We start from the raw sequence: 21423 nt of genomic DNA, 5'->3' as shown, positions 1-21423 counted from the left end.
TTTATTTTGAAATATCAATAAATCCTTCACCGAACACATCACGTACATCATGAATCGTGACAAAAGCATTTTTATCTTCAGCTCGTACGATTTTTTTGAGGCTGGAAACCTCTTGTTTACTGATTACAATGTAAAGCACGTCTTTCGTCTGGCCGGTGTAATAACCGTATCCCCGTAATACAGTTACTCCACGATCCATAGCCTCTGTAACGCGAATAGCGATTCGATCATGGTGAGTTGAAATGATGGTCACTGCTTTTTTCGGATTCAAACCTTCGATAATGAACTCCATGGCTTTAGTCCCGATGTAAAGGAGAACCACAGTAAACATGACTTTTTCAACACCTATAACAAAGATGGACAGCCCGGCCACAATAAGATCGAAAAACAGTAGGGCATAGCTGATATTCCAGTCCCAGTATTTATTCGCAAGGCGAGCAAGGATGGTTGTGCCGGCCGTTGTGCCTCCGACCCTAATGATAAGTCCAATCCCCACACCGGCAAACAGGCCGGCAAAAATGGCATTTATGACAGGCTCGTTCGATGAAATATGCCAGTCCTCCGTTAAGTGTAGAAATAGGGAATTAAATGCGACAGCAATAATTGTGTAGTACGTCGTTTTTTTGTCCAGCAATTTGTAACCTATGATCAGTAATATTCCGTTGATGATGATGCTGACAAGTGCCGGGGACCACTGAAATAAATAATAGAGAATGATTGAAATTCCGGTAACCCCGCCTTCACCGAAATCATTGGGAATGACAAATAGGTTTACTGCTAAGGCAAAGAGAAGTGCTCCCAGCAACAGCATCATCATATCGAGTAGTCTTTTTTTCATCCAAAATACCTCCACATTCATTAAACTCACAAAAAAAGCGACTAAAGGAAAGGATATCCTTTAATCGCTTTATGCAAACATATTGCTCAGCTCTTTTGATAATCTTATCATAATAAAAAAAAATCCTAATGTAAATCGTTTAGCCATAATGATCTCAATCGTAACGAAATGAAGGTTTTTGTTTAGATTTTTTTTACCTGATTTCAATGGCTCTGAGATGCTTATTTAATGTGTTCACAGTGAGTATAACTCGATTGGCATACCTTGAGATGTATTCTAAGAATGGAGAATGGATTAGATCATCATGAAATCTCCAGCCTTGAGGAAACAGAATGATATTACCTTCGCTTTCAATATGTGGTTTTATATGAAACTCCCATATACGATCTTCCATGGAATGAGCTGATTCCAATGTTGCTGTCCCTCGAAATTTTTCTAGATCTACCTCATAATTTATTGCGTCAATTTCACCAAAGGGATGAACCTCAAAATCGTGATCAAGGTAAAAATCACTGATTACAGGATGGATAAAACGATAATCTGATGAATAACTAGTGGTCAAAACTTTCTGATATTCTTCTTTAAGCTCGCTTAATCTCACCATTGTCAGCGTGTTATCCTCGTATATACCCTTAACTGTTTCAAAATAACCAGCAATATTTTGCATGATATATTCGAAATATTCTCCAGTATTTATAGGGATTTGAAAACATTGACCTGCTCTTGGATTTAAAAAAGGAGCGATAACCCACTGTACGATATGGTTGCTCTGAAACTCTGCAATGTTCGGAGAACAGTTATTGTTGAGCGTTTTGATAGAAAATTCAGAAGCGTCATTCTCGTGTGATGCTCTATTATCCGGTTCAAATAAATCGTCTATTTCATAATACCATTGCGTTTGCATATCTCTATCCTCCTTTAAGAATTCAGAATACTACATATTCGTCTCCATAAGCCTCATCAAGGTCACCATTCTTCAGATAACTTCCAGAAAGAAAACTTTAAACATGCAACTTTTCCAATTATGCACAGGTCTAACTAGTAGAGATAAGGAGGAGCGGCATGTCAGATGAACAAAAAGAAACAATTCAAACCATGAGCAATCAAGACTTTACCGTAATAATGGAAACGTATGGTGAGGCTGTATGGAACTACTCCTACTTCTTATCACGGAATGGTGCCGTTGCAGATGATATCGCTCAAGAGACCTTTATTCGCGCTTATAAATATATGAATAATTATCGCGGGGAATCTTCGCTTAAGACTTGGTTGCTGCGTATTGCACGTAATCGTTGGTACTCCTATCGAAGTACCAGTTTCATTAAACGAGTCATACTTAAACCCGAAGCTATATCGGATATATCCGTTCAGTCGGCGGAAGATGAAGCATTAGAACAATCACTTAGTACAGAAGTGTGGAAACTTGTGTATCAACTGCCTTTAAAGGATAGAGAAGTATTAATACTAGCCATTCATTACGAGCTTACCATGGAGGAACTGGCTGATACACTCGGAATCTCGTTATCAGCAGCAAAATCAAGATTGCAGCGAGCCAGACGAAAAGCGAAAGAGCTATGGGAGAGGGGTTAAAATTTGATGAATAATGAACATTCGGAATGGGAAGATAAGATGAAAGAGAAGCCGTTTTCTAATAATCACTTCACTCCACAAATGATAAAACATGTGGAAGATCGTGTTCGAACTCAAACCCCATTCTTCAAAAGATGGATGATCTATACTGCTGCGCTACCTGTGTTGGCAGGCATTCTTTTTCTTGGCTATCATATATGGGATCGCGTGCCCGAGCAGCAGCCACTCACGCAAGCAGTGAATACTGAAGATGTCCCTGCATCTGAGGAAGTAGAAGTGGTCACGTTCCCCAGTACAAACGGCGAGGAGGTGCAGCTCCCTCTGCAAATAACTAAAGCGGAACTAAGCTTGGATAATAGCGATCTTGCTGGCAACAATGACACGGAATCCTTCAAACTTGCCGAGATGAGTTATAAGATCCCGCCGGAGATGAAGGACAAACTGCAAGCGGTACTGGTTTACCGGACAGACATGATAGGTGGTTATTTGCTGCTTGCGCCAATCGGTTGGGAAGCTTCTGCTATTGTCGGAGCTAATGGTTCCTATGGAGTAACTTTGACCGATCCGAGCAATAAAGAGCAGACGCTGGTTTATTCTGACACGGCCGGGTCTTGTCAGGGTTGTGCCATCAGCAGTATAGGTACTTATTTTCCAGATAAAGCGGGGTGGGCGGATGAACAAGGCTTTACGGTATATGATCCGTTATCATTTACAGAATGGAGTCAGCCTGGAACGGCAGGGGAAGATGCCAGAACAGCATTTTATACGACTAGTGTGAAGGAAGGATATTATCATAAGGGTGTGGCCTACTATGAAAAGGATGCAGGTGGGCAGTGGTATCTATTTCGCCAATTGAAGTTTAAGCTCTCAGAAGAGCAGCAGGTTCGGGATGATCGCCACGACATTGTAATGGACTTCTTCGAGGCTCATCATGGACCACTTATTGTATCTTCTGTTAATGCCGAGTCCATTAATAATGCGATTCCTGTTAAGATGGATCCTGGAACCATTCTCACATACCGTTTAGACCCAGAGTCAAAACTAACCTATGATTTAAAATACGATAAGTCTTATGTTAGATCACAGCAACCCCAAGTTAATGAGGAAGCTGTGGATATAGAAGGCAGGGCCGCAGAAGATGCCTATATTGAATCGCTTAAGGAGTCTGTGAAAGATTTACCTGTCATTGATCTAGGGTACGATCTTCCAGCTCCGGCTCCGGGCATCGTTGTTATGTATGGATCAGACGGATATATTAATCGTGTATATAACGAGGATGAAAATGCTGTGAATGAAAACCCATGATAAATACGTGATAAGCATATGAAGCTTTCGCATAGATATAGAGCTAGAGTGTAGTTGCAGTTATAAAATGCCCGATGAAGGGCTAAGGAGACTATATCGATGGACAATAACGTGCTCGGAACACGTACAATTACACAAATCGGTATTTTGGTAAATGATATTGAGAAGACCACACAGGCTTATGCCGATTTCTTCGGCATTGATAAGCCTTCGTGGTTCTGGACCGATACGGTAGATAAGGCACAGACGGAATATAGAGGTGAATCATCGGTCGCTCGCGCAAAGCTGGCGTTTTTTGATATGGGCTCGCTGCAGCTGGAACTGATAGAGCCGGATGGGCACCCAAGCACGTGGAGAGATCATCTTGATCAGCATGGGGAAGGTGTTCATCATATCGCATTTGTAGTGGACGGCATGAAGGAAAAGGTGGATTCTCTGGAGAAAAGCGGTATGCCGCTGATCCAAAAAGGCGAGTACACAGGTGGCCGTTACGCTTATATGGATTCGTTCAAACAGTTGAAAATAATGTTGGAGTTGCTCGAAAACGATAAATAACCAGCCGGACACGGATAGTAGGAATTTGGAGCATGCGGATATTTGATTATGAGTGCGTAAATTCTTAATATGATTGCAAAAAAGACCTACAGATCATTCTGCGGGTCTTTTTTGCATAGATCACGGGTTCTATATGTTCTTAAATAGGCCACATTCGTTTCAATCTGTAGCCCCTCATTTTTCGTCAGGATTTTAGTGAAATAACTTTCTTTCATAGAAAAACCTTATATGGTATTCTGTTGTGAAAGTGCTTCCATAAAATGCAGATCTCCTTGTTAAATTAAAATAATGCAAGTTTAGGAGAGCGGAAGGGTTGATTGGGCTGAATGTAAAAAAATCGCTGCAAACCAAATTCATCGTTAGTTTTTTGTTGGTGATCACCCCACTAGTCGCCATTCTGTTTTACAGCAATATTTACGGAAAGAATACAATTACTAGACAGGTATCGGCCTCCAATAAAAACATGATTGAAATGTTTATACGTGAGGCGGATAACTACTTGCAGCAGATCGATATGTACCTGTTCAATCTTCGCTCTAACGATCCGGATATCCGCGCTCTGGGAATGCAGGAATACCATACGATAGATTATTATTTAGCCAAATATTACGTCTATAAAAAGCTTAAAAACGATGTTGCTTTCTACAGTAAAATCGATCATTTTTTCGTGTATATGAGCCAGCCTGAGGATCTGATGACTACTTGGACGGATATGACTGATGAAGATATGAGGAAGCGTCAACAAGTCATTAAGACACTCGTCGAGAGAGGTGAGTATAATCGCTGGCAGGTCGTACCCGAGGGTGGGGCTTCTTTGATTAGGATCGTAAAGATGGATGACCAGATGTATGTCGGGGCAAGCCTGAACTTAAAAAGTTTGATTTCTCCGCTCTATTCGACAAAGCTTGGTGAGAACAGCAAGGTGCTATTTTTGAATGATCAGGGAGAAGCTCTTGCTGGAAGCTTCCTAACGGACAGGCAGAAGTCTCAGCTCAAGCAAGCACTATCCTCAAACAGCACCGAGCAGGGTGATTTCCGTTTTTTTTCCCAATTTGAGGAGAAGCAAGACTTTGTTGAGGTAGCGGAAAGATCGGAGGTGGCCGATTTTCACCTGGCCGTCATGATTCCGGAGAAACAAATACTTCAAGCCATGACATTCTTCGAGAGGATGATCGCAATCATACCGGCCGCAGTCCTGATTGTCATGCTTATCTATCTTTTTTTATTGCGCAAATTTTTGATCTTGCCCATGAAGCGATTGATGGTCGGAATGAAACGGGTATCCCGTGGTGACCTGAATGTCGAGCTTGAAGAGAAATATACTGGTGAATTTTCTTTTTTGGTGAAAACATTTAATTTCATGACCAGCGAAATCGCCGAGAAGATGAATCAAATTACGCATCTGCGTATCGATATTTACGAGGAGAAAATTAAGGCACAGCAAGCCGAATACAAGCGTCTTCAAACCCAAATTAATCCCCATTTCTATATGAATTCTCTCTACATCATGTACAATTTGGCATCGGTTCAGCAGTATGAAACCGTCCAAAAAATCGCACTTCACTTAGCTTCCTATTTCAGGTTCATTATGCAACACGATCGGGAGACCGTGACTCTACAGGAAGAAATCGATCATGTGAGAAATTACTTGGAGATTCAGAAACTACGATTTCCGAAAGTACTTACCTATGATATACAGTTGACCGATAGCGTATCTAGGTACGATATACCGCCGATTACGATTCAACCATTTGTGGAAAATAGTGTTATCCATGGTTTTAAGGACGTAGGAAAACCCTTCTGTGTTACGATTCAAATCTTTCCGGATCCAGAACGGTCAAAAGAGGCTTATCTGATATGTGTCACGGATAATGGTGTGGGCTTTGCACCGGATATGCTGAGCCGAATCAACGCAGAAGCATTTCTGAAAGAGGCAGACGGGGCTCATGTGGGAATTCGTAACGTATTGCAGAGATTACTGTTGAAGCACGAAGGGATGGAATACCAATTTTCGAACAATAAAGAAGGAGGCGCAGAAGTATGGTTGCGCCTTCCGGTAGATAAACCATCAATCGACGGCGGAGGTTAGGGGAGTTATGTATAATTTGCTCGTTGTGGATGACGAAATTTTCGTAACGATGGGTATTACGCAAGGCATCGATTGGGAATCTGCTGGTTTTGATAGGGTATTCGCCGCGAATAGCGCCGATGAAGCCAAAAACATCATGCTGCAGCAAGATATCGATATCGTTATATTTGATATTGAAATGCCCGGCACTAGTGGGCTTGAACTTGGACAGTGGGTTATCCATCATTTTTCGGAAATGGAGATCGTTTATTTAACTGGACATGCGAATTTTTCATATGCCCAGCAAGCGATTAAGCTTGGCAGTTCGGATTATCTGCTGAAGCCTGTCGACCATGCGGATTTAAAACATACGGTAATCTGTGCTCTTGATCGGGTACGGAATGCAAAAGAGTCCAAGCATTTTAACGCGATGTATCATAAATACATGCAGATGTGGGAAGCGCAGCGGCCACTTCTGCTCGAGAAGATGTGGCAGGATATTCTCAGTAGAAAAGAAACGGCAACATTAAGCCGACTGCAATCCCTTTTTTCCCTATATCAAACACCGCTGCACGAAGAATCGAGGATCGTACCGATTTTGATCAGCATAGAAGAATGGCAGAAAGAACTTTCGTTTCGAGATAATGAAGTTATGGAGCTTGCACTGAGGAATGCTGCGGCTGAGCTATTCTTGAACGATCGAGATGGTGACATTATTCGGGATAAGAGTGGGGGTGTGCTCATACTACTATTCGATCCGGACGTTTCGATCCTGGCGCAGGAGGAATGGAGAAACTGTTGTTACCAATTTATCCAGGCCTGCAGTGAATATTTTTACTGCATCGTCTCTTGTTACATTGGGGGAGAAACAAAGATATCCGAAATTCACGAAATGTACGAGCGTTTATTGCATATGGAAGGTTCAAATCCGACGATTAGCAGGGCTGTTATGAAGCTTGGTGAACAGGGATTCAGCGCTGGACCTCACGAAGGCACACTTCCGCTGGGTGATTGGCAGGTGCTGCTGGACATGAATAAAGAGGAAGAACTGCTAGAACGATTCGATCATTGGTTTGACAGATTACACACATCTCCACCTTCACCGGAGACGCTGCAAATGTTTTATTACGGTTTACTCTACGCCTTATATGGTTCTGTACAAAAGAAAGGATATTCCATCAGAGAAGCTTTTCATTCCAGTGATATTTTGGAACTGAAAAAGGCGACTAAATCATTAACGCAACTGCATCGTTGGGCAAAGAAGATGATTTCCAAATGCACGAGATTGCAATCCAAAGAGATTAATTCCGCACAAAGTCATCATTCGGGGTTGATCGATAAGATCGTCAATTATACAAGGGAGCATATGCACGAGAATTTCACGCGAGAGGATCTGGCTGCCCATGTGCATTTGAATTCGGCATATTTATCTCGCTTATTTCGCAAAGAGACGGGACAGACCTTATCAGATTTTGTGCAGAAGCTTCGGATTGAGAGAGCGAAGGAGTTGCTTAGTTATAGCGATCATAAGATTGGTGCCATCGTTGAGGCTGTTGGTTATTCCCATGCATCTCATTTTACAAAAATATTCAAGGAAGTGGTCGGCTTGACACCAGCGGAGTATCGAAAAAGCTTTAGCGTATGAGTTCTAAGTCATCATGAACCGGTAGGAAAACTTTGAATCACAAAAGCCTGAGGCATAAAGCCTCAGGCTTATTTTTATCTCATGATGTCACGGTAGTGACATTTCTGGTAACGGGAGTGTATGGCGGGCAGACTCCCAAATTTGAAATAATGACGTTAGTCAGGAAGATAGAAGATATGACCTCGGGAAAGGAGTATTTGATCGCAGATGAGCATCGTGTGGAAACAGTTGAAAGCGCATAAATATTTGTATTTACTTGGACTTCCGGGAATGATTTATTTCTTAGTATTCAAATATGCGCCTATGTATGGTATCTTGATCGCTTTTCAGGACTATTCGCCAATTGTCGGCTTTTGGGACAGTGAGTGGGTTGGCTTTAAACACTTTGCTGATTTGTTTCAGGATCCAGATTTTTGGATGATCCTCAGAAATGCACTGGCAATCAGTTTGTTAAGTTTATTACTATTTCCGGCGCCAATCATTCTAGCTTTGATGCTTAATGAAATCCGTGCACAGGTGTACAAACGGACGCTGCAGACTGTGTTGTATTTGCCGCACTTTTTATCTTGGACGGTTATCGTAAGCTTAACGTATTTGTTTCTTTCTTCTGAAATCGGTTTCTTAAACAAATTCATTGCACAATTTGGCGGCGAACGCATTGCTTTTTTGTTTAATGAGTCTCTGTTTTATCCGATCATTCTGCTTCAGGGACTGTGGAAGGAAGTGGGTTGGGAGACGATTATTTATTTGGCTGCAATTGCGAGTGTGGACCCCGCATTGTATGAGGCAGCCAAGATGGATGGAGCAGGAAGGTTCAAACAAATCTGGCATATCACCGTTCCATGCATCATTCCTACAGTTGTAATCCTATTTATTCTTAGGATGGGGAACGTACTGGACTTGAATTTCGAGCAGCTGTGGCTGATGCAAAATCCGCTTGTGCTCAAAGTGGCCGAAGTGTTCGAGACATTCGTGTATAAAGTGGGGCTCGGAGGAGCTCAGTTCAGTTACAGTACCGCTGTTGGTATGTTTAAATCCGTAGTTGGGTTCATTCTTATTTTCCTGACCAATTATTATGTCAATAAGAAAGGCCAGGAAGGAATATGGTGATCGTTATCAGAAGGGAGGAACGGAAATGAGTGCAAGAACAGGAGACAATATATTTCAATTCAGTATCAATATCGTCTTGTTTCTGATCGCGGTTACGATGTTTTTTCCGTTTCTCTATGTCGTTGCCGTCTCTTTTACAGATCCGAGCGTGTACAATATCAATTCACTTGTCCTTTGGCCCGAAAAATGGTCGTTGAAGGCCTATGAGTATATTTTGTCGGGAGGAGCTTTCTGGAATGCGTTCAAGTCATCCGTGTTCATTACGGTTGCCGGGACGATCATCGCCATTTTGGTCACATCAACCATGGGGTACATGCTATCAAAAAGTCGGCTTCCAGGAAGGAAATGGTTTTTGAGAGCCATCTTGATCACGATGCTGTTCTCACCGGGACTGATACCCAATTATTTGATCGTTCGCCAGCTCGGATTGATCGACAGTCTATGGGCAATTATTCTTCCCGGGGCGACTAGTGCTTGGAGCCTGTTGGTGTTGAAGAGCTTTTATCAGGGGATCCCCGAGGAACTTGAAGAGTCAGCAAAAATTGACGGTTCGAACGATATGGGCATCTTCTTCAAAATCATTCTTCCGCTTGCGAAGGCACCGATAGCAGCAATCACGTTGTTCTTTGCCGTAGGTTTTTGGAATGCTTATTTTTCAGCCATCGTGTACCTTCAGGATAGTATGAAATGGCCGCTTCAGGTGCTGTTGCAGCAAATTGTACTTGCTGCTAATGCAAGTCAGTTCGTCGACAGCGCTACGGCGCTGGAACTGCAGTCCCAGATCCAAATTCCGGGGGAAACGATAAAGATGGCTGCAATCGTCATCGTCATGGTTCCAATACTCGTCGTATATCCTTTTCTGCAGAAATATTTTGCTAAAGGTGTCTTGATTGGATCGGTTAAAGGATAGCGTTCTCCCGTTGTTTGTGGGGGTTGACTATACAATAAAGAAAATTTAGGAGGTCACAATGATGAAGAAAAGGGCAAGCCTTATTGCGTTGATGCTGAGTGTCACATGTGCGACTACGATTGCATGCAGTAAGCAAGCTGATCCTGCTCCCGTTAAAGAATCGCCGGGTACCGTTCCAGTTACGCAGGAAGCGAAAGGACCCACCGAATTTACCGTAATGAACATCGCTTGGGGAACTCCTCCGGTGGATGATAATCCGCAGGAACTAGCTGCCGAAGAGAAGACCAACACAAAAATAAAGTTTAACTGGGTGCCGGCTCAAGACTATTTAAACCGTCAAAATGTGGCACTGGCTACGGGGGACATTTCGGATGTGACCCAATTGCAATCTTCCGGTCTCGGCCTATTCGGACAGGAACAGCTGACGGCTGTCGAGCATGGTCTCTTTCATGATCTTACCCCTTACATCAAGTCACCGGATTTTGCAAAAAACTATCCGAATCTAGCAAAATTCCCGGATAGTTTATGGGAAAAGGTTACTTATCAAGGGAAAATTTACGGCATTCCGAGAGACACAGCGCCTGAATTTTTCGACGGATTATGGCTTCGTGAGGATTTGTTTAAGGAAGCTGGCCTGAGTGTGCCGACCACAATTGAGGAACTGGGGGAAGTCATCATTAAGCTTTCCAAGCCGCCGGAAAGATACGGATTGATGTTATCGAGCCCAAGGCTTGGAACGGCAGAGATCGCATTCACAGGAGTGCAGGGGTGGGGGATTAACGAGAACGGTGATTTTATTTACGGTGTGTTTATGCCGGAATACAAAGATTATTTAAAGTGGATGAATCATTTGTACGTCAATAAAGGGATTGATCCGGAATTTGCGATCAATTCACAGAACTCGGACTTTCAAGCAGGCAAATCAGCGGTGATGTTCCACAACTGGCATGCTTACGTCGAAGCTGAAATACCACATCAGGATTTTACGCCAGAGGCGAAGGAAAAGGGAGCCAAGGCGATGCAGATCAATCCGGTCAAAGGACCGAAAGGATATACGGTTTCGGCGGCTCGTGGTTTTAATCGTTTAACTGTAATTAGTTCAAAGGTTTCTGAAGAAAAAATCCCTGGCATTCTAAAATATATTGATTTTTCAGGCTCTGAAGAGTATGGCGATCTCATTAAATTTGGTGTCGAAGGCGTCCATCATGAAGTCAAAGACGGCAAGAAGGTTGTGAATGAGGACAAATATAAATCAGATGTCGTTGTCTCCATGAATTGGTTTAACCATATGTATCGGGATGCGCAGTATTGGGTGAATGACTTCAAGCTTCGGGGAGCAAACCAGGCATCTGTGGACCAAGGGTTTGAAATAGGTAAATTCGAGGAAAAGGTATTCAATGAGTCCGGTATTTTGAAAGATCCGACATTCAGCCTTTATTCGTCTACGGCTAATTCAAAATGGGCTCAACTGACGAAGGATATGGAAGATAACATGACGAAGGTTATTATGGGATCAATGAGTATCGATCAATGGGATCAATACGTTGCGGGTCTTGTGTCATCCGATGTCTACAAGACGATCCAACAGGAATATAAGGATGCTAACGCCGCGAAACAGTAATCAAAGGAGGCGGAGCCGACCGAAAAAGTCGGCTTTCCGTCTTTTTTAATTATGATTTGGATAAGGAGGGTATCGCATATGGAAATGGAGTCTGGTATTACTACAGCAGCAGGTTCTATTGGTTATGAGGATGTACTTATTTCACAGCAGGATGCCAATGATTTGATTTATAAAAGTCCCCCAATACGGGGACATCAGGGATGGCTGCTGGGGGACGGGACGACGGGTTACACGGTTTGGAACCCTGCAGATCAGATCATGTGTCAGATTGGGTCTACCGATCTGATCAGCGCGGAAGACAACTGGACACTGCGTCACGCGTCGCAGTTAAAGATGAAGTTTGATCTGCCGCTATTTGATAGCATGTACATGCGCAGCTATGAAGGCAGGTTATCGATTGGTGACGGTGTGTTACGGGTTAAGGGTGAAAGCGACTTTGGTTTCTTTTCTTGGACGGCAGTTCCCCTTCGTGAACCGCAGGCACTCGTGTTTGAATACGAGGATCAATGTGTTGAGGAAGTGGAAAGAACCATTTGCCTGGAACGCTTCGGAACCCGGTTGCTCGATAATTGGTATGCCGCTGTTGAACCGGGTACGGGCGTTGGGATCAAGGATACGAAATGTACCGTTCTCCCGGATGGATTGTCCATCCGCTATACAGGGGAAGGCATTGACGTGGCAACGACCATTAAAGTTGAAAGTTCAGTGGAATGGTTCGGTAAGGAGCTCTCCAGCCAGAAGGCGATTCTCAAATTGGCTCCGGCGAAGAATGTGAAGCTAAAAATTATCGCCGTACCCTGTATCGGATCAGCCGCAGCGGATACCGTGGGCGTAGGTTCTGATCAGGTCGAGGTCGTAACAGCTGCGCGCCTGCTGGCTGTGGACTCTCGTTCTACAGAGGAATGGCATCTGGAAGGACGTCAGCAAAACCGATCAAACTGGGCCCCATCTTTCGTGCATCTCCCTGAAGATCCGTATTATGCCCAGCTGTGGTATTTAGCGCGATATCACCTTCACATCAGTTCGGGTGGGCATTATCCGGCTTTTTTCATTAATGGACCTTGGGGCTTTGAGCGAGACGTTCGGGCATGGGCTTCAAGTTGGTTTCACTGGAATATGCATCCCGTTGTCTTGCCTCTGATTACGAGCGGGGACTATTCATTTATGAAGCCCTACGTAGATTGGAGAATGAGACAGTTCAATTTCGCACAGACTTACGCGGCAGAGCAGTATGGCCAGCCCGGTGCTGCATTCGTGGATTACGCATCGCCGCTCGGGGAGCAGCGCAGCAGCTATCGAACAACGCATTACGGATTGAGCGTTGGACCGATGCTGTGTATTCAGCTTTATCGTTTATGGAAGCATTCCGGAGATACCGTACTGCTTCGAGATATCCTCTATCCCGTATTTCGGGAGGTCATTGCCTTTTGGAAGGGATATTTGGAGGAGGATACCGAGGGTTATCTTCATGTGTCCCGGTCGACACCTTATGAATTCCATGGAGGATACCAATTTAGGGATTGCTTGACCGATCATGTCCACTTACGTCAAATACTGCCTCTCTTTAATGAGCTCGTACAAGAAAACGGGGCTGAGGCACCGGAGGATGATGATCTAGCCGCATGGTGCAGCAAGGCAGTAGGCAAGCTGTATCCTATGCAATCGAGACCGGTTCCAGCGTGGCCGACAACGTTGCAGGAGGACGGTCGCCGGGTGTACGATAATCCTTTTTTCTACGGTGAGACTTATCAAGAACAAGATAAAGTAGCAGCGATTGGCTGGTCTCTTCGGGATGAAAAGTGGGTGAGCCATATCGATACACATGCTGACAATACTTCGGGTTTCGGTGCTTTTTGTTCCTCACAGACAGCTCAAAGTTATCCTTGCGCCATTGTGACAAGCGACCATTCACCCGAATGGTCTGATACCACAGAAGCTACGCAAGAAGAGAGGGAACTTTGGGAGATGACCCGAAATGCATTAAGGACAATTCGCCGCTATCCAGCAGGACAAATGATGAACGAGCCTGGCAAGTGGCAGGTTGCAGAGGAAAAGATTGCTTGGACAGGACACAGTTTGGAGCTTCCATCGTTTGCGAGACTAGGGTTAACAGATTCACTAGAACGAGCGATGGCTTTCTATGTGGATCGGTACCAAATGTTTCCTCAGGGGATGTGGAACTATCATCCGAAGAAGCGATGGTTTATGTCATCCAGTTTTCCACGTAAGCATGGAACATCGGAACAGCTTCACTTGGAACATGATCCGTGGGCATTGCATTTTGGTCTGGAACCGCAGGGCATATTCAGCGAGACAGTTAACGAAATGCTCCTTGGAAGCTGGGGAGGCTTGCTTCGCCCGTTTCAGGCGTATGCGAAGGACGGTTACTTCCGGCTGCCTGCATGGGGCGGTTTCTGGGTGATGGCCGAGCAGAAGAACGGAAAACTTTTGTACGTGAATATCTTAAGTGAAAGGGGAGGAGTCTGCCGGGTACGGGTACCTTGGAAACAAGCATGGATTACACAGGATGGACAAGAGCCTTGCGTATTTAATGTGGAGAAAGGGATCTGCGTCTTCGAAAGTGAGAAGGGAGTCACCTATCATCTGACGGACGTAATAGCTCCGGTAACTTCTGTGGATCTTGAGAATAAGCTAGAGAAGATCCCTGAGGCTTCGCCAAAGAGCTGGCAATCGGCTTCGCTTGGGACCTTTCTTCGGATGTAAGCACCAGACTATTCGGGAAGCACGAACTCTGTATCATTCGTATCGCTGATCCACTGTCTCAAACGGTCACTTAAACGGTTCTTGACCGATTCGTATGTTGTATATTGGCTAAATTGACCTGTTCATACGGATCATAAGTTACGACCTTATCTCGCATTAAGGTTTTAATTATATTGCCTATGTAGAAAAAAATGGGTATAATCTCCCTAATTCATCTTAAAATTTTAATAATTGGAAGGGGATTGCGATTTGAAAAAGAAGGTGGCAATTACATTAACCTCCTTAGCTATGCTGGGGTGTCTTGGTACAGGCGTTTATGCCGGTTCCAATCTTCAGGAAATCAAAGCTTACCTAAATCCCGGCATCAAGTTCAAAGTGGATGGACAATCCGTTCAACTTAAAAACAGCAGCGGCGCAGTTATTACTCCCATTACTTATAACAATACTACATATTTACCAGTCCGGGCGATATCCGACCTCTTGGGCGTAACCGTGAATTTTGACGGAAAATCCAATACGATTCATTTGGGCGAACAGTCCGAAGGCGTCTCTATCGCGGCAGGATTCGATTCGTCCTACCATACCAAGGATCCGAGCATGACGGTTTACAACGGCAAGGATTATAAAGAGGTATACTTTGACAATGGAAGCGGCTCCCGCGGAAGCTCGTTTATGCTTTATCCGAAAGGGAAGTATCAAAAGCTGTATCTTCAAGTGGCGGCGATCGGTTCGGACATTACAGACTTCGAGGTACAGGATAGCAACAGGAAAACAGTGTTGAAAAAGCAGGATATTTCGGTAGAAGATGGCCTGATCACTATTGAGGTCAATATCGCCGGAGTGGATTCACTGTTCGTGCATGGCGATGTTGAGAAGGGCGGTTCTGTATTTATCCCGTTAACAACCTCTTATTATAAATAAGTTGAGAAGGAGACACCTGTCGGTGTCTTCTTTTTTGCGCATTTTGAATTTAGATGAAAAAAAAAGAACCCGCGCACCGCGCGAGTTCTTGCATATTACTCTTTCCCTGTCGCCACTGGATTCTCCGGATATGACACCCAATCGCCCCAGCTACCGGCTGGGTCCGGATACTTTTTGTAAGGTCAGCAAATCGGCATCGATGATCACAGAAAAGTCGAAAAAGTGCTTACTGTATCCCTCCATCCAGTCGGCAGGTGCATCTTCGGAATAAAACCAGAAGTGTAGCAGCCGTCGCCGTTCGGGAGTATGGATATACTCCTCTGCACAGTCGATGGAGCACAGCGACAGATCAAGGGAAAGCGGCGGTGACCAGTGCTGCGCTGCTTCAGCCAGCTCTGCTTCCCACTGCTGCGCTGCTTCTACAGCGATGAGCAGAGGAAGTGCATAATCTGTACCCGCCAGCTGTTCCGCAATCATATCTTGCTGCTTTAGGTGCATGGCTGATAGAAGAGCAGGAACATGCTTGCGGTTGATATTGAGAATGCTGTTCGGAAATTGCAGATCTGAATTTGTTCCATGATATTGATCTGGCATTATAGTCACCTCTTCCAACGGATCTCATTAGGATATGACGACACAGAAATTCTTGCTTGATACCAAGCCCATAGACATGTGTTACTACGTAAAATCAGGGTCTGAGGTTCCTATTTCTTTCCTCTCTGTGAACGTTCAATCACGATAAACAACCACCTGAAGCCCTTCGTGCTCCAAGTGGTGCATTTACCAAAAAATTAATGTTTATCATTAAATAATTATTGTTTTTCATGAATGAATCACTTAATATATTGTTATAAGTTCCCAAAAAAAGGAGGTTGCGCATGAACGGAATCGAATTCAAAGCTAAACCTGGCTTCAAAAGAATGCACACAGTGCTTCAGATTGGATACTGGGGAGGAATAGGGCTGCTTCTTGCAATCGTCTGTTTCAATTTATGGATTGGATTGAAGCCCCAGGAGCTGTTCTCTGCAGAGAAGGGAATCGCGCACTGGTTCTTTTCAGTACCGTTATCGGATACGGTGACAAAGAGCGTCATGGTGCCTTTCACTTATTTTCAACCAATCAATCCCGAGATGTTCGATGCCAAGAACGCTTATCTGGTCGTCAGCTTGACCAATGCCATGCTTGTCTTCTGTACCTACATCTACTCGATCGGCCAGCTTCGCTATATAATAGGAAGCATACTTAGTGGAAGTAGTCCGTTTAGCTTGGCGAATGCAGCCCGTCTGAGAAGGCTGGGAATCGTCGTTATCCTGTATTCTTTGCTGGCGAAGCTCGTTCTCAATATTCTGATCTGCCTGTTCGTTACTCGCATCTTCTCAATCAATCTGGGCGGTATCTCTTTAATCGGAATTATCATCGGCATACTAGTGCTGTTCGTCTCCGAGATTTTCAAATACGGGGCTCTTCTGCAGGAAGAGCATGATTCGACTTTATGAGAATGGAGACTGATGATTGTGCCGATTATTATACGTCTGGACCGAGTTCTGGCCGACAAAAAAATGAAATTAAATGACCTGGCTGACAAGGTAGGGATATCGAACGTCAATTTGTCCAATCTGAAGACGGGGAAAGTGAAGGCGATCCGCTTCTCCACCTTGGAAGCGATCTGCGAAATTCTGGACTGTCAGCCAGGAGACATTCTGGAATATGTTCCGGCCGATAGCGACAATTGTGAAAACGATTGAAGGGGAAGAATCCTCACTTCAATCGTTTTTTTTGCATGGGATCTCTACGGCTTTAACGTTTTTGAATTATTATTTTTATAGAATCTTCTCCTGATCCAGAGAAAGCCTTGCTTCTGCTTATTGTGAACAGATGACCTCCTGACTCAATCTTATTATTATTAATCTTTCCTGGTGAGCTCAGGAGGCTAGTGATTTTATTATTAGTGGTTATTCCTTTCGCTTTTAAATAATCACTTGTTATTTTGGACGATGTCTCGCTTAGTTTTCCTTCTTTATATACTCTAAGGTAAATTTCCGTCGTTTTGTTATCCGCATATTTCAAAAAGAAACTGTCCGAATACTGGCCCTTTGTAATAAACAGGACACCGCTTCCATCTGAATCAATAAATACTTTGGTGTTTTTTTTCATATTGCTCTCTTTCAGAAGCTCAGATTTGTATTTACTGAGGATCTTCTCTAGCAAAAGGCTATTGTCGGCTCTCCACTTAGCTGCTTTTTTCGCTTCAGAGCTTTGAACGAGCTGTAAACCTGCCGGATACATCAGTTCAGTAGTAAACAGATCTTCTTTAATATAAGAAATGCCACCGATAGTCATAATTCGGCCATCAGATAGTAATGCAGCGGCAGCTTGATCTCTGTTATGTAACAGTTCCGGTCCTTTGACCCAACTTCGTTCCTTAGGTTTGTATATTACAGTTGTTTTTAGAGTGGCTTCATAGGCGTCATTGTTCAATCCCCCGATTAACATGATATCGCCATTGGGTAGAGTGAGATTTGCATAACTGGTTTTTGGTTCCGGTAGACTTGCTGTCTTGCTCCATTTGTCATTTTGAATACTGTAAATATAACTATCAGACGACTGCTTGGTAACATTCTTCCAGCCGCCAGCAAATAAAACATCACCGTTTGGCAGTGTGCCAGCAAATTCTAGGTGTTGCAATTCAGATGTTGTTGGGTATGATGCCATTGTTCTACGCTGCTTCGTTTCTATATTGTAAATAACCCCAGCCTTGTACTGTGTAAGCAAGATCTCATTATTCATCAATATATTGTATTGTACCAATGAAGAGCCTACCAATTTGAAGTCTATCGGTTGTTCACTAAGATCCCACTTCTTTGTCTGTAAATGGAGTCGAACAGGCTTGATGACTTCATCCATGTTGGAAAAGGTTAGAGAATAGGAACTCTTTCGGTTATCTACTTCTTGAGTTCTTACCATAAAAATAACTTCACCAGAGTTTTCAGCTACTGCATCAATGTATTTCCAATGGCTTGATCCTTGAATGAGTTCATTCATATCCTCTCTCATCGTTTCCTGACTGGTTTTCGTCGGTTCAAGTATGTCTGAAATATCAGTAATTTGGTTCCAAACATTATACTTTTGAGCGATTTGATCTAACATAAGACGAGTGTCATCTTGTTTATTGGATCTACGGGCAAGCTCTTTCAAGGATAGATCACTGGGGGATAGTAAATAGAATACATATTCAGAACTCAGCTTATCCACAATGAGGGCTTGGCCATCAGATAACGCTATTGCAGTTTCAATATTTAGAGCTTTGTTTAACATAATCCATCTATCCGCTGCCGGATCATAAACTTGTGGACTAATAGGATCGAGTTGCCGCGGACTGTATGCTAACAGCTTTCCATCTTTCAATTGAATCACTTTGGTATAGTCGAGTGGTACATTTAATGATGGACCATTCATCCATTTCCCGTTGTAATAATCCAGTTTTTCCTTGGCTCCTATTTCGGAGGTTACAGTAATTAGGCTGATCGAAAATAATAACAAACATAATGTAATTATTCTTGAAGATTCTTTCATCGTTATCCCACCTTATTATGTGCTAATAGAATAGTTCGGATATGCTAGAATAGACTTAGATTTCCAAGCAAAATAATGAAGCGACCACATCAAAGGAGTCTTACCAGTATGTATAACTCTGTTGCAGACACACCCTTCTTCAAAGAACTGATTGACGAGAAAGACCGAGCCTATGTTGAATCCAAATTCACCATAAGGTCTTATCCGAAAGGGCATATCCTATATTTTCACGGCGAAGAAGGACATGAAATGTTTATTATTAAGTCAGGTGCCCTCAAAATCTATCGTCATGATGATAACCGCGAGATTATATTCGGTCATCAGTTTCCTGGCGAAGCCATTGGAGAATTGGAACTATTCCATCATGACAATCAACGTACTGCTTCTGTAGCCACCATTGAGCCAACAAAGCTTTGGATGATAAAACGTCATGATATGGAAGAGATCGTGAAAAGGTATCCTGAAATTTTACGCAAAGTCATCTACATACTTAGTGAGCGGCTTACGCAGGCGGATCGCAAACTTGAATATCTAGCCTTTTTGGACACACGGGTGCGCGTGGCTAATTTATTGCTAGATTTGTACTCCAACTTTGGCATTGAAACAGAAGAGAGTTTACTAATAAATTGGAAAATTACACAGCAGCACCTTGCACATATGATTGGCGTAGGCAGAGAATCAGCAGCAAGAGTGCTTCAAGAGTTCCAAACTGAAGGCATTATATGTTTAATAAAAAGGCAAATTCATATTTTGAAACTGGAGATTCTACAATCCATCGCGGGTGTACAGCAGGATAGTGCAGAAAGGCGCGTTTGGCATTCCGCCCATAAATATGATACCAATTCTCTTTAAATTGTTCTGTATAGCAAACAACAGATAATTTGTGCTCCAGAACACAAACGCTCGTTCTATATCCGGGAAAGCATCTTGTTCCCGGTCCCTATTTGTATCCTCGAAATTCATTCTGGTTATATCAAATTCAAACTACTGAGAGTATGTCGCCATAGCCCAAATAAAAAGAACCCACGCTTTGCGTGGGTTCTTTCATATTATTCAATTCCTGTAGCCACTGGATTCTCCGGATAGGAAACCCAGTCGCTCCAGCTACCTCCATATAGCTTCACGTTCTTCAAACCAGCTTCGTTTAGTGCGAGCACGTTCGGGCAGGCCGATACACCTGAACCGCAATAGACGATAACATCCTTGTCTTTCGGAACAGACGCAAAGCGTTTCTGGATATCTTCTATGCTAAGCCATTTTCCCTGATCATCGAGCAGGTCTTTCCAGAAGTAGTTCACGGCGCCTGGAATGTGGCCAGCGACAGGATCAATAGGTTCCTCTAGGCCCTCATAACGACGAGGCTCCCGAGAATCAATCAGATAGGATGTGTCATCCTTTAGGACCTGTCTAACCGTGTCGACATCGACAAGCATATCCGCTTGCACATCTGGCACATAACGGACCGGGATAACAACAGGCGTCTCCACTGTAACCGGGAAATTTGCCTGGCTCCAAGCTGTAAAGCCTTCGTCCATCACATAAACGCTTTTGTGTCCCGTATACTTCAGCATCCACCAAAGCCGGCTGGCGACCATTCCACCCTGATCATCATAGATGACAACACGTTTATCATGATCAATACCCGCGAGGCCGAGTTTACCGGCAAACACTTGCAGATCCGGCATGGGATGACGTCCACCATGTGATGAAAGCGAAGAGGAAAGGTCTTTATCCAGATCCAAGTATACAGCGCGAGGGATATGCGCCTTCTCGTATGCTAATCTTCCAGCATCGGGCTGTCCCAATGTAAAGCGACAATCAACGATAACGATATCCGATTCGTACATTCTGGCTAGCAGCCATTTCATGGATACGATGTTCTTCATCAAAATTGCACCGCCTTTGATAGAATGTGCAAGTGAAGCATATCTATTGAGATACGGTCAGCTGCTCCATAAATTCGCTGAGTTGACCTGAAGATTTGGATAATGTTGTGGTAGCCACTTCATATTTTGCAGCAAGATCAGCCTGCGTGACTGGAATGTCGAGAGCTTTAGTGAAAAGTTGCTCCAAAGCTGCTTTGAAGCCGCCTGGCTTGCGGAATCGCGGAGACTCCTTACGGCAGAAGCCGTTCCAAATAATGAGCGCGTTATAAAGAACGAATAATTTCTCATCCTCTTTATGCTCGTAGTCCTTGTATAGCTGCGGGAATAGTTCCTCCGCTAACTGACGGTACGATTCGTTATCCCATTTCATATCCTTAAGCGCTGCCATGAACTCCGTCATATTTGACGGTGCATTAAGCATCGCTTGCTTCTCTTCATGGGAAGGTTCGATATGATGGGGCTGTCTTTCTGCCTGGCGGTCTTTCTCTAGACAACATTTTTTATACTTCTTGCCGCTGCCGCAGTGACAGGCATCATTTCTACCTATCTTGTTCAAAAAACTCACTCCTCAATTGGTTGTTTCGGATAGCTAGTTATTTTCGCATCTATATCATCATAAAAGATAAATTTATTTTTGACCACCTGTTTACTTGGGTTTAACCCTAATTTTCGATACT

General features: G+C 43.6%; 19 protein-coding genes. 13 read left to right on the top strand and 6 right to left on the bottom strand.

The window, feature by feature from the left end; translation table 11 throughout:
- Nucleotide 1: 1 nt before the first annotated feature.
- Nucleotides 2–838, bottom strand: coding sequence for a YitT family protein (locus ACFQV5_RS19330; protein ID WP_379249024.1), 837 nt, complete (start codon nucleotides 836–838; stop codon nucleotides 2–4).
- A gap of 193 nt (nucleotides 839–1031) precedes the next feature.
- Complete coding sequence (locus ACFQV5_RS19325; protein ID WP_379249023.1) at nucleotides 1032–1742, bottom strand: hypothetical protein; 711 nt, start codon at nucleotides 1740–1742, stop codon at nucleotides 1032–1034.
- A gap of 158 nt (nucleotides 1743–1900) precedes the next feature.
- On the opposite strand from ACFQV5_RS19325, the gene ACFQV5_RS19320 reads away from it, so the two are divergent.
- The 10 genes from ACFQV5_RS19320 (at nucleotide 1901) to ACFQV5_RS19275 (ending at nucleotide 15287) form a co-directional block, all read left to right on the top strand.
- Nucleotides 1901–2428, top strand: coding sequence for an RNA polymerase sigma factor (locus tag ACFQV5_RS19320; protein WP_379249021.1), 528 nt, complete (start codon nucleotides 1901–1903; stop codon nucleotides 2426–2428).
- A gap of 6 nt (nucleotides 2429–2434) precedes the next feature.
- Nucleotides 2435–3733, top strand: coding sequence for a DUF4850 domain-containing protein (locus ACFQV5_RS19315; protein ID WP_379249019.1), 1299 nt, complete (start codon nucleotides 2435–2437; stop codon nucleotides 3731–3733).
- 99 nt (nucleotides 3734–3832) lie between these two features.
- Nucleotides 3833–4288, top strand: coding sequence for a VOC family protein (locus ACFQV5_RS19310; RefSeq protein ID WP_379249017.1), 456 nt, complete (start codon nucleotides 3833–3835; stop codon nucleotides 4286–4288).
- A 313-nt stretch (nucleotides 4289–4601) separates the two neighbouring features.
- Nucleotides 4602–6377 carry a sensor histidine kinase gene (locus ACFQV5_RS19305; RefSeq protein WP_379249015.1) on the top strand — a complete coding sequence of 592 codons (1776 nt, stop codon included), beginning with the start codon at nucleotides 4602–4604 and terminating at the stop codon, nucleotides 6375–6377.
- Nucleotides 6378–6384: 7 nt separating this feature from the next.
- A complete protein-coding gene (locus tag ACFQV5_RS19300) occupies nucleotides 6385–8001 on the top strand; it encodes a helix-turn-helix domain-containing protein (RefSeq protein ID WP_379249013.1) in 1617 nt (538 codons plus the stop codon).
- Nucleotides 8002–8208: 207 nt separating this feature from the next.
- On the top strand, nucleotides 8209–9111 hold the full coding sequence (locus tag ACFQV5_RS19295; protein WP_379249011.1) for an ABC transporter permease: 903 nt from the start codon (nucleotides 8209–8211) through the stop codon (nucleotides 9109–9111).
- A 25-nt stretch (nucleotides 9112–9136) separates the two neighbouring features.
- Complete coding sequence (locus ACFQV5_RS19290; protein WP_379249009.1) at nucleotides 9137–10021, top strand: carbohydrate ABC transporter permease; 885 nt, start codon at nucleotides 9137–9139, stop codon at nucleotides 10019–10021.
- 58 nt (nucleotides 10022–10079) lie between these two features.
- Nucleotides 10080–11642, top strand: a complete 1563-nt coding sequence (locus tag ACFQV5_RS19285) for an extracellular solute-binding protein (protein WP_379249008.1) — start codon at nucleotides 10080–10082, stop codon at nucleotides 11640–11642.
- A gap of 78 nt (nucleotides 11643–11720) precedes the next feature.
- Nucleotides 11721–14366: a glycosyl hydrolase family 95 catalytic domain-containing protein gene (locus tag ACFQV5_RS19280; RefSeq protein ID WP_379249006.1), complete on the top strand. Its 2646-nt coding sequence runs from the start codon at nucleotides 11721–11723 to the stop codon at nucleotides 14364–14366.
- A 249-nt stretch (nucleotides 14367–14615) separates the two neighbouring features.
- Entirely contained in the window at nucleotides 14616–15287 is a 672-nt protein-coding gene (locus tag ACFQV5_RS19275; RefSeq protein ID WP_379249004.1) for a stalk domain-containing protein, read from the top strand.
- Between the two features lie 150 nt (nucleotides 15288–15437).
- On the opposite strand, the gene ACFQV5_RS19270 is transcribed toward ACFQV5_RS19275, so the two are convergent.
- Entirely contained in the window at nucleotides 15438–15881 is a 444-nt protein-coding gene (locus ACFQV5_RS19270) for a hypothetical protein (RefSeq protein ID WP_379249003.1), read from the bottom strand.
- A 284-nt stretch (nucleotides 15882–16165) separates the two neighbouring features.
- Between ACFQV5_RS19270 and ACFQV5_RS19265 the strand changes: the two genes are divergently transcribed.
- Together ACFQV5_RS19265 and ACFQV5_RS19260 are read left to right on the top strand one after the other, a co-directional pair.
- Nucleotides 16166–16783 (top strand): DUF2975 domain-containing protein, encoded by a 618-nt coding sequence (locus ACFQV5_RS19265; protein ID WP_379249001.1) that lies wholly within the window; start codon nucleotides 16166–16168, stop codon nucleotides 16781–16783.
- Between the two features lie 18 nt (nucleotides 16784–16801).
- Entirely contained in the window at nucleotides 16802–17032 is a 231-nt protein-coding gene (locus tag ACFQV5_RS19260; protein WP_379248999.1) for a helix-turn-helix domain-containing protein, read from the top strand.
- Between the two features lie 52 nt (nucleotides 17033–17084).
- On the opposite strand, the gene ACFQV5_RS19255 is transcribed toward ACFQV5_RS19260, so the two are convergent.
- Nucleotides 17085–18860, bottom strand: coding sequence for a Kelch repeat-containing protein (locus tag ACFQV5_RS19255; protein ID WP_379248997.1), 1776 nt, complete (start codon nucleotides 18858–18860; stop codon nucleotides 17085–17087).
- Between the two features lie 108 nt (nucleotides 18861–18968).
- On the opposite strand from ACFQV5_RS19255, the gene ACFQV5_RS19250 reads away from it, so the two are divergent.
- Entirely contained in the window at nucleotides 18969–19712 is a 744-nt protein-coding gene (locus ACFQV5_RS19250) for a Crp/Fnr family transcriptional regulator (protein ID WP_379248995.1), read from the top strand.
- A gap of 197 nt (nucleotides 19713–19909) precedes the next feature.
- On the opposite strand, the gene ACFQV5_RS19245 is transcribed toward ACFQV5_RS19250, so the two are convergent.
- Nucleotides 19910–20746, bottom strand: coding sequence for a sulfurtransferase (locus ACFQV5_RS19245; RefSeq protein WP_379248993.1), 837 nt, complete (start codon nucleotides 20744–20746; stop codon nucleotides 19910–19912).
- A 43-nt stretch (nucleotides 20747–20789) separates the two neighbouring features.
- Nucleotides 20790–21302 (bottom strand): SEC-C metal-binding domain-containing protein, encoded by a 513-nt coding sequence (locus tag ACFQV5_RS19240; protein WP_379248991.1) that lies wholly within the window; start codon nucleotides 21300–21302, stop codon nucleotides 20790–20792.
- Between the last annotated feature and the right edge of the window lie 121 nt (nucleotides 21303–21423).

The organism is Paenibacillus sp. GCM10028914 (assembly GCF_042666275.1).
In the GTDB taxonomy this organism is placed as follows: Bacteria; Bacillota; Bacilli; order Paenibacillales; family Paenibacillaceae; genus Paenibacillus_AQ.
The sequence above is the reverse complement of the archived record's forward strand: the minus strand, read 5'-3'. Positions and strand labels throughout refer to the sequence as shown.